Genomic DNA, 8,788 nt, shown 5'->3' on the forward strand with positions numbered 1-8,788 from the left:
CATTTATGCGGGAATAAATTCAGTCACTAGGGTAAGCTGAACCAACCCCAATTTCCAGGGTTGACCGGATGCGGAAATTTTTACTCCAGCGCCTGAAAAGAGCAAACCTAGGGCAGGTCTTGCTGTTTCTATCTCGGTTTTCATCTGCTCTAAAAATCGATCGGTTTGTAGCGTTAACTTAGGCTCATTTGCCCTAAACGACAATTCAATTATGGCATCGTTCATTAAACAAAAATGACCCGGAGTATAAGGTTCTCCTGTGGCTAAGTCCAGTTGCAGATCTTGGTCAATCGATTTGACATTCAACAGTGCGACTAACCGCAAGGTTCCTGCATCCCATCCCCATTCCGGTTGTAGCACGTAGGCTGGTACTTGACCGAGGAATTGCATGAAGTCATAGGATAAGCTGGTGAGTTCCCAGAGCAGATAGGACATCCATTCGGTTAAGGAGATTTGAGGATGGAGCTGTAGACCTTCTTTGAGTTGAAAGCGGAAAGGAGAAGGAAGGATGGGTTCACCCAACAGGTTCAGATGAGCTAAGACTTGGTTGGTAATGGCGATCGCCTTTAACGGACTCTCAACGTCAAGTAGGTCTAGCGTTTGCAGTTGATCGAGCGCGGGGAATAAAGCTCTGGAGAGCAAACTTTGACGATAAGCGTCGATTAATAGGGGATCGGTCCATTGAATGAGTATCGAGCGATCGCGATCTTTAGGATCTGACTCCATCCCTTCTGCAATCCACTCTAAACCCAAAGTAACTTGCACTGTACCCGAAACCCAATCTTTACCGGGTTCGAGAATATTCACTAAACAGGGTTCGAGCCAGGGTTGTAGATGGGGGCTTTGGGTGTGTAATTCCTTTTCCCAGTATTGAATCAGATCGGAGCCAGAAATGGGATCAGTTATCGACGGCGAGAGAATTTGGAACTCGGTTGTTGCCTGAGGAGGAATAGGGGGAGGAGCAAAAGTGGCTAAATCGATCGCCCATTGAACGGATTCTGCTTGCACCTCTAGAATAGGAACCACGCGCAACAGTCCCTGCTCTTGAGAACCCTCAGCTTCCCACTTTTGGGCATACACACCGCCACTCACTTGCATGAGACCATAGGAACTGGTCGCGATTGTCCACAGTAATTGCACACTGAGATCTTCAACTAACCCGTTAGAATCTTGGGGAGAGAAGGGCGCTCTATTATCTTCCTGGATCTTATTCAGGGGATCTAAAACTTCATAGACCTCTTCCGTCAGATAGGGAAGTAAGTTTTCCGGGGTGAAGGGTAAATTTTCCGGCCAACCGCCTTTCGGCGATCGCAGTTCAGTCATCAATACCATTAACTGCTCCATGGCTCTTTGCAAGGTTTCTGGACAAGAGGCAGATATTTTGGGGCGATCGCCATTCCAGGGCCAAGGCAAGCGAATTAAGGTTTCACTAATTGTTTCCGCATTAAACTCTTCTAGGGGAGTGTAGTCAGATTCGCCCATTCCAATCAACTCGGACGTAACCCGATTGCTTCCACTGTTGATGGGGGACAAACCCATTGATCTGTATCGGTTGGGATCTTAGCCTCTGGGGGAGAGCATCGATCCTCATCTTCCCGATCGCATAAAGGGATATCTTCGCCTCCAATGGGATGAGCTTGGAGATGATTTAAGGTCTCCATGAAATCCCGAATCCCTTGGAACTTCCCATAAACTGATGCAAACCGAATGTAAGCCACCTCACTCAGGGGGCGTAAATGATGTAAAACCTGCTCGCCAATTTCGCTACTGGTAACGTCCCGTTTACCACCTTGTTGCAAATCTGTTTCGATCCGGTCAACCAATTGCTCCAAAGTCACCAAATCAAGTCCTGTTTTTTCACACGATCGCACGACTCCCCTGAGCAGTTTTGAGCGATCGAACGCTTCCCGTTGTCCACCCCGTTTCAAGACTGTAATTGCAACCCATTCAATCCGTTCGTAGGTCGTAAAGCGTCCCTTACAGTTTAGACATTCTCGCCTTCGTCTCACGCTCTGCCCGGCTTCGGCAGAACGTGATTCCAAAACCCTACTATCGGTATGCTGGCACAATGGACATCTCATAATGATTGAATCCTTAAGCCTCTTGGTGGGATGGACTGTTCCTAGATTGAGATTAAATCCCTCATGGGAGATTCTTATTTTCCAATTTTCGGGGGATCGCGGAAGGCGATCGCAAAGAAAATTGTTCCCAAAGCTAATGCTAGAACTAATATATAAACGGTGCTTTCCATAGTTTAACGTCCCAATCGGGTAATGGATGAATGCTGCTTATTTTATCTTACTTTGAAACCAAGAAAAAGTAGGAGTAGACTTACCTACTCCTACTTTCTCAATTATCGGTTTGGGGACAAACTAACCCTAAAACGGTTAGCCCGTCTCCTAAGCTCCTTCTTTACGGGTACTGGTATCACCCACTTTCGCGAACAGACCGAACTCTACTTGTTCTTCTAGATCGGAATCAATACCGGCAAATACATCTCGGTATAGAGTCCGAGAACCATGCCAGATATGACCAAAGAAGAATAACAGAGCAAAGACGGCATGACCGTAGGTAAACCAACCTCTGGTACTGGTGCGGAATACACCGTCAGAACCCAGGGTTTCGCGATCGAATTCAAACGGTTCACCCAATTGGGCTTTCCGAGCGATTTGCTTAACTTTAGCGGGGTCAGTGATCACTTGACCATCCAGTTCACCGCCATAAATGGTTGCCGTTACTCCGGTTTGCTCAAAGCTATACCGAGATTCAGCACGACGGAAAGGAATATCAGCACGAACTACACCATCTTCATCGGTGAGGACAACGGGGAAGGTTTCAAAGAAGTTAGGCATCCGGCGCACGCTTAAGACGCGACCATCTTTATCCGTGAACACAGGGTGACCTAACCAGTTTTGAGCTAGACCATCCCCATCATTCATGGGCCCAACCCGGAATAAACCGCCTTTAGCTGGGGAGTTTCCGACATAATCGTAGAAGGCCAGTTTCTCAGGAATCTTATTCCAAGCTTCTGAAGGACTATCTCCATTGGCGATGTTGGCTTGAACGCGACGTTCAATTTCTTGTTGGAAATATCCTCCATCCCACTGATAGCGGGTGGGGCCATAAAGTTCGATGGGGGTAGCTGCGCTACCGTACCACATGGTTCCAGCCACTACAAATGCAGCAAAGAACACTGCTGCAATACTGCTAGAGAGTACGGTTTCAATGTTACCCATCCGCAGGGCGCGATAGAGGCGCTCTGGGGGACGAACGGTGAGATGGAATAATCCAGCAATAATACCAACCACACCAGCGGCGATGTGGTGAGCGGCAATTCCCCCAGGGTTGAAGGGGTCAAAGCCTGCCGGCCCCCATTCTGGGGCCACGGCCTGGACACTTCCGGTGATGCCGTAGGGATCAGAGACCCAAATCCCGGGCCCAAACAGGCCAGTTACATGGAAGGCTCCAAAGCCAAAGCACAGAAGTCCAGATAAGAATAAGTGAATCCCAAACATTTTGGGCAGGTCTAGGGCAGGTTCACCGGTACGAGCATCGGTGAAGAGTTCCAAGTCCCAGTAAACCCAGTGCCAGCAAGCGGCGAGGAATAATAAGCCAGATAGGATGATATGAGCTGCGGCTACTCCTTCAAAGGACCAGAAGCCAACATTGGATACGGTTTCACCCGTAATACTCCATCCGCCCCAGGAATCGGTAACTCCTAGACGGGCCATGAAGGGCATGACAAACATGCCTTGCCGCCACATGGGATTGAGGATAGGATCGCTAGGATCGTAGATGGCTAACTCATATAAGGTCATTGAGCCAGCCCAGCCTGCAACCAGGGCAGTGTGCATCAGGTGTACAGCGATCAGACGGCCTGGATCATTCAGGACAACTGTATGTACTCGGTACCAGGGTAGTCCCATTGACTACGCTCCTCCTTTTAGGATTTCTAAATCGACGATTAACTCAAGTGGTTTTTCGTTTTTTCGGTAGACCCTTGAAGCTAGATCCTGAGTCTACCGTAATATTAAATCAGCGACTCCAGTTCAGATGAGTCAAGACTTCTGGCTCGGAGCGCTGGTTTTTTCATGAGAACGAATATAACGAATTGTAACCAGTGATGGAACCGATTGCAAGCTGAAATCAGTTACGCTAGTTTCTTGTTGATTTTGACCATAAGGATACCCAACAGTGCAACATTTCTTTATAATTCTTAACGATAAGAAACAAAGAGGTGGACAATGGCTAATATCCAATTTGTCAATGAGGATAAAGTGGCGATCGCTGCCAATGGAGCCAACTTACGTTTAGAAGCTCTAGAAAAGGGGATCGATATCTATAAACTGATCGGCAAAATGACCAATTGTGGTGGAGTCGGTCAATGTGGGACGTGCATCGTAGAGATTGTTGAGGGTATGGAAAACCTCTCGGCTAAGACGAACTTTGAAGAACGAAAGCTCAAGAAAAAGCCCGAAACCTATCGTTTAGCCTGTCAAACCTTGGTCAATGGCCCCGTAAGTGTAAAAACGAAGCCCTAACGGACTTTAAGAGAGGATACATATCGGTTATTCTAGATAGGGATTTAACCCTTAGATAATAAAGAGGCCTGTAGCTAATGCAAGTAAATGACTTAGGATTTGTGGCCAGCATCCTATTCGTCCTGGTTCCTGCTGTATTTTTGTTGATCCTCTATATTCAAACCGCTAGTCGTGATAACAAAGGCACTTAATCGTCCTTATTTTTCACGGCTAGATGAATTCAAAATGCTGAGATTAGAAAGATCTCAGCATTTTTTATATCTCCTCAACGATCGCTAGTTACTGGTATTTCTGACCAGTAATACCGGACAATTTGCCTGAACTCGCACATAGTCAGACAGAGAAGATCCCAATAAGCGATCGAGATCGGGTAGTTTTTTCGCGATAGAGGGCCGACGGTCTGGAGAACCCAACACCATCAAATCCACATTTTTTTCCTCGGCAATCTGGCAAATTTTTTCACCTGCATTACCCATGGCATGGAGCAATTCCGTATTTACCCCAAAGACTTTCGCTTTTTGGGCCGCATCGACTAAAATCGGGTCTTGATCGGGACTGGCGATTTTCGATTCAGGATTCACATGCAGCAGGGTCAGAGAACTGCCCGAAACCTCTTGCAGAAGTTTTAGGGCAACCTGTAGACTTTCCTGAGCAGTTTCTGAACCATCAAGAGCAACTAATACCCGATTGAGGCGCTTGACATACACATCATCTTTCACGAGCAGCATCGGACGGGTACTGGTCTGGAAAACATATTGACTTACGGATTGTTGGAGGATCGACTGTAGACGACCCAGGGCCCGAGAACCCATGATGATCAGGTCAGAGTTTTCTTCTGCAGCCACATCAAGAACGGTTTGTTTAGGATCTCCTTGCTTGAGGCGGGGATTAATCCGTTCTTCATCCAGTTTGAGGGAGTCCACTGCTTGAGCGAGGATTTTGCCCCCTTCTTCTAACAGGTTGGCAATATCGCGTTCGCTAGACTTCTTGGGAACAACATGGAGAAGCGTCACTTGAGTGTCCCTTTGAATGGAGGGAATCTCTAGGAGCATATTCATCATTTGTTCGCACAGGCCTCGGCCAGCAACGGCAACTAAAATTTTCTTGAACATTGGAGTGATTCCATCTGTATTGAGGAAATTCTTCTTATGATTTAAGGATAATCTGAAGTTGCAACGTAAAATTTTAAGAAAAGTGTCAGATAAATCGATCGCGACTTCCAGAATTGTACCCGTTTATCCTGGAGGGGCTGATCCTGGCGATCGCCCCTGGTTTGAGTATCCGGTTTGTGTCTATCCCCACCATACCGACTATGCCGGAGTGGTTTGGCATGGAAGTTATATCCAATGGATGGAAGAGGCAAGGGTAGAGTATTTCCGCTCTATGGGGGTTGATTTCGCTCAATTGGTGGCCATCGGATGCGATCTACCGGTGGTGGATCTGTCGGTGCGCTATCAGAGACCTCTTCAGTTAGGGATGAGAGCGATCCTGAAAACTCGTTTGGCAGAAATTACTGGGGTTCGCCAGATTATCCAATGTCAGATTTGTTCGTTAGATGGACACGAGCGTTATATGACTGCTCAGGTTACTTTAGTCGCGGTCGATCGCCAACGGGGTAAGGTACTAAGAAAGTTACCATCAATGCTTGTGGATGCTCTGATGAAGTTGTCTTAGGTTCGGGCAGGGGATGGCGATCGCTCTAGGTCATCCCTCTTCTGTCACTTTTGGACATTCATTAGAATTATTGTTGGAGGCAATGGGCACTCTAGCAATGGGCTAAAACGTTTTTTTTGTTTCCTAACCTACACAGCTCATTTATGCAGAAATTCCTAGGTTAATCGTGCTTTCTAGCGATCGCCCTTTGGCTATAATTAGAGCAAAATGCTCAAAGGGAGTCTAGATCGTGAAAACTCGTATCATTTCCAGTCTGTTAATGGGTTTAACGGCATTTTTAGGAGGGGTGGGAATTTCCCAAGCAGCTTGGGCAGAACATCGCCGAAATTTTCATGAACTGATCGATTTAAATCCCGCGTTATATCGTCAGATTTGCAGTCAAATTCAATCGAATTCTAACAATTGTAATAATACTTATCGGTTAGGGATCCCCATGTATTTGGTGACGGGGAATTTAGGAGAAATTTCTTATGTGACGATTCTGAATAAACAACTGTATACTTGGGATTGGGTGAATGGCAATTGGATTCCTGAGAGGGATATGCCGGTAGGAACTTATCAGTTTGTGTTATTACTGAGAGAAGCACAGGAAGAGTCCCCATAAGGGGTGTGCCTAGAACTTTTTTATTTGAGTGAAGGATGAGGATGATGAAGCGATCGCACCAACGATGGGGTTTAAGATGTGTCTTAGCTCTGCTCAGTGGTTGGTGTACCCTAGGACAACCTGCCCATGGAGCCGATCGCATTAATCTTCGTTTAGGATTATGGCAGACTCAAATTGCGATCGCCGATTTAGAAGATTTTAGCGAAACCGGAAACCTATCTCCGGCATTGCATCCCTATCGCTCAGTTCTCACCCCTAGGGTGCAACAGCTCATCGACTATCGGTTTCCCATTGATACCCAACTGGGCGATCGCATCCTCAGAAATATTCTCCATTCTCCCCTGAGTCTGGAAATTTACCAAAGTATCGTTCCCATTTTGCCCAATAGTCGGCTGGACTATCTAGAGCAAGCCGTAACCACCACACTGCAAGAAAACCATTTCAGTGTTCTCTCGATTCTCAAAGCCTATCCCGGTCAAGAAATTACCATCAATGTTTCTGCGGCGCTCTCTTTTGCCCTTCAGTTTAACCATGATTATTGGCAAAGTCGCCTTCTAGAACCCTTACTGGTGCGCGATCTTTTGGTGAATGAGTCCTCAGCCCCTCTAACTGGGGAAGTCGATCCGACCCAACGAACCTACGATCGGGTAGAAAAAACATCATTAATTCTCCAAGACCGGGATAGGGAGCGCATCATTCCGGTCGATCTGTATACCGTCCGGAGATCGCCAACCCCTGGGCCTCTAGTCGTCATGTCCCACGGATTTGGCTCTGATCGCAATTACCTGTCGGGTTTAGCCTATCATTTAGCGTCCCATGGATTAACCGTGGCGGCGATCGAGCATCCCGGAAGCAATCTCCGATGGTTAATCAAGGGGTCAAAATTTAGCCAGTTAACCACGTTGGTTCCTCCAGAGGAATTTATTGACCGCCCCTTAGATATTCACTTTTTGCTGGATTACCTAGGTAAGGTCAATGATCAACCAGGTCCATTGAAGGGCAAATTTAACACCGATCAGGTCACTTTAGTGGGTCATTCTTTGGGGGGATATACCGCTTTCGTATTAGCGGGTGCAGAGCTAGATTTAGCCAGTGTACGCCGTTTTTGCCGCGATCGCCTTCCCTTAGGTCGTTCTCCAGCCGACTGGTTACAATGTGCAGCCGCCGATCTCACCGTTACTCCCCAGTCTCTCAAGGATGACCGGATTGTGCAAGTGATTGCCATTAGTCCCGTCATTGGGCGTTTATTTGGCGAAACGGGAATCAGTGCCGTCAAAATCCCCACCTTAATCTTAACCAATACCAATGATGTGGTTGCCCCAGCCCTCGAACATCAAATCCGCCCCTTTAACCGCTTAACCGCGCCCAAATATCTGCTCACAGCCATTGGCACACCCCATTTAAGTATTGGTAATCTCAGAGATTCGAGTCCTGTAGGTTCCCCCTTTGAGCCTTTGCAACAATTAGTCAATGGGGTTTCTCTGGCATTTATTAAACAATTAACCCCGGAAAAAGAACGCTATGAAATTTTCCTCAGTTCTGCTTACGCCCAATCTTTTTCCACGCCTAAAATTCCCCTGCGCTTAAATCAATCTCTTCCAGGGAATTTATGGGAGCGAATAGAAGTCGGTCGTCTGCTACAACGCTTTGCCCTAGGAGAAAAGTAAAAACAGTTTTTCCCTATTCCCCATCTCCTATTCCGTCGCATAAGCGACGCTCTTCTTCAGTCAAAGGAGCATGAGGATTAGATAAATAGGGGCGAATTCTCTGGCAAGTTTTCTGCATTAAAGAGTCAAAGTCCACATCCCACACCTTGATAGTTCCGTCATCATATCAAGTCCGAGGAATCAGCTAAAATAAAAAGGCACAGCATCAAACCTAGTCATGCCAAGACGAATTCAGATAGTTGCACACCATAGCATAGAGGAACTCTTCCAAGCTTATCAGGAAGCCAAAGAAGCTTGGAAGA

At 46.8% G+C, this 8,788-nt stretch carries 10 protein-coding genes; 5 read left to right on the top strand and 5 right to left on the bottom strand.

Features of this window, described 5'->3' with window-relative positions; genetic code table 11:
* Nucleotides 1-3 precede the first annotated feature (3 nt).
* The 4 genes from PN466_RS01355 to psbB all read right to left on the bottom strand — a co-directional run bounded on the left by PN466_RS01355 (nucleotide 4) and on the right by psbB (nucleotide 3,926).
* Nucleotides 4-1,482: a hypothetical protein gene (locus PN466_RS01355; protein WP_271936318.1), complete on the bottom strand. Its 1,479-nt coding sequence runs from the start codon at nucleotides 1,480-1,482 to the stop codon at nucleotides 4-6.
* Between the two features lie 5 nt (nucleotides 1,483-1,487).
* On the bottom strand, nucleotides 1,488-2,081 hold the full coding sequence (gene nrdR / locus PN466_RS01360) for a transcriptional regulator NrdR (protein WP_271936320.1): 594 nt from the start codon (nucleotides 2,079-2,081) through the stop codon (nucleotides 1,488-1,490).
* A gap of 74 nt (nucleotides 2,082-2,155) precedes the next feature.
* On the bottom strand, nucleotides 2,156-2,251 hold the full coding sequence (locus PN466_RS01365; RefSeq protein WP_271936322.1) for a photosystem II reaction center protein T: 96 nt from the start codon (nucleotides 2,249-2,251) through the stop codon (nucleotides 2,156-2,158).
* A 148-nt stretch (nucleotides 2,252-2,399) separates the two neighbouring features.
* On the bottom strand, nucleotides 2,400-3,926 hold the full coding sequence (gene psbB, locus PN466_RS01370) for a photosystem II chlorophyll-binding protein CP47 (protein ID WP_271936323.1): 1,527 nt from the start codon (nucleotides 3,924-3,926) through the stop codon (nucleotides 2,400-2,402).
* Between the two features lie 318 nt (nucleotides 3,927-4,244).
* Here psbB and PN466_RS01375 point away from each other — a divergent pair, with 318 nt between their 5' ends.
* Nucleotides 4,245-4,541 (top strand): 2Fe-2S iron-sulfur cluster-binding protein, encoded by a 297-nt coding sequence (locus PN466_RS01375; protein WP_271936324.1) that lies wholly within the window; start codon nucleotides 4,245-4,247, stop codon nucleotides 4,539-4,541.
* Nucleotides 4,542-4,618: 77 nt separating this feature from the next.
* Nucleotides 4,619-4,732 (top strand): photosystem II reaction center protein PsbM, encoded by a 114-nt coding sequence (psbM, locus tag PN466_RS01380; RefSeq protein ID WP_271936326.1) that lies wholly within the window; start codon nucleotides 4,619-4,621, stop codon nucleotides 4,730-4,732.
* A gap of 84 nt (nucleotides 4,733-4,816) precedes the next feature.
* On the opposite strand, the gene PN466_RS01385 is transcribed toward psbM, so the two are convergent.
* Nucleotides 4,817-5,653 carry a universal stress protein gene (locus tag PN466_RS01385; protein ID WP_271936328.1) on the bottom strand — a complete coding sequence of 279 codons (837 nt, stop codon included), beginning with the start codon at nucleotides 5,651-5,653 and terminating at the stop codon, nucleotides 4,817-4,819.
* Between the two features lie 97 nt (nucleotides 5,654-5,750).
* On the opposite strand from PN466_RS01385, the gene PN466_RS01390 reads away from it, so the two are divergent.
* From PN466_RS01390 to PN466_RS01400, 3 genes are all read left to right on the top strand, one after another.
* On the top strand, nucleotides 5,751-6,215 hold the full coding sequence (locus tag PN466_RS01390) for an acyl-CoA thioesterase (protein WP_271936334.1): 465 nt from the start codon (nucleotides 5,751-5,753) through the stop codon (nucleotides 6,213-6,215).
* A gap of 229 nt (nucleotides 6,216-6,444) precedes the next feature.
* Nucleotides 6,445-6,819, top strand: a complete 375-nt coding sequence (locus PN466_RS01395; RefSeq protein WP_271936330.1) for a hypothetical protein — start codon at nucleotides 6,445-6,447, stop codon at nucleotides 6,817-6,819.
* Nucleotides 6,820-6,860: 41 nt separating this feature from the next.
* A complete protein-coding gene (locus PN466_RS01400; RefSeq protein ID WP_271936332.1) occupies nucleotides 6,861-8,486 on the top strand; it encodes an alpha/beta hydrolase in 1,626 nt (541 codons plus the stop codon).
* Nucleotides 8,487-8,788: the final 302 nt, after the last annotated feature.

The organism is Roseofilum reptotaenium CS-1145, assembly GCF_028330985.1.
Classification (GTDB): domain Bacteria; phylum Cyanobacteriota; class Cyanobacteriia; order Cyanobacteriales; family Desertifilaceae; genus Roseofilum; species Roseofilum reptotaenium.

What these genes read in the sequence shown, in the direction of transcription:
- nrdR (WP_271936320.1), bottom strand. Translation starts at nt 2,081, where the DNA reads ATGAGATGTCCATTGTGCCAGCATACCGATAGTAGGGTTTTGGAATCA.
- PN466_RS01355 (WP_271936318.1), bottom strand. Translation starts at nt 1,482, where the DNA reads ATGGGCGAATCTGACTACACTCCCCTAGAAGAGTTTAATGCGGAAACA.
- PN466_RS01400 (WP_271936332.1), top strand. Translation starts at nt 6,861, where the DNA reads ATGATGAAGCGATCGCACCAACGATGGGGTTTAAGATGTGTCTTAGCT.
- psbM (WP_271936326.1), top strand. Translation starts at nt 4,619, where the DNA reads ATGCAAGTAAATGACTTAGGATTTGTGGCCAGCATCCTATTCGTCCTG.
- PN466_RS01365 (WP_271936322.1), bottom strand. Translation starts at nt 2,251, where the DNA reads ATGGAAAGCACCGTTTATATATTAGTTCTAGCATTAGCTTTGGGAACA.
- psbB (WP_271936323.1), bottom strand. Translation starts at nt 3,926, where the DNA reads ATGGGACTACCCTGGTACCGAGTACATACAGTTGTCCTGAATGATCCA.
- PN466_RS01385 (WP_271936328.1), bottom strand. Translation starts at nt 5,653, where the DNA reads ATGTTCAAGAAAATTTTAGTTGCCGTTGCTGGCCGAGGCCTGTGCGAA.
- PN466_RS01375 (WP_271936324.1), top strand. Translation starts at nt 4,245, where the DNA reads ATGGCTAATATCCAATTTGTCAATGAGGATAAAGTGGCGATCGCTGCC.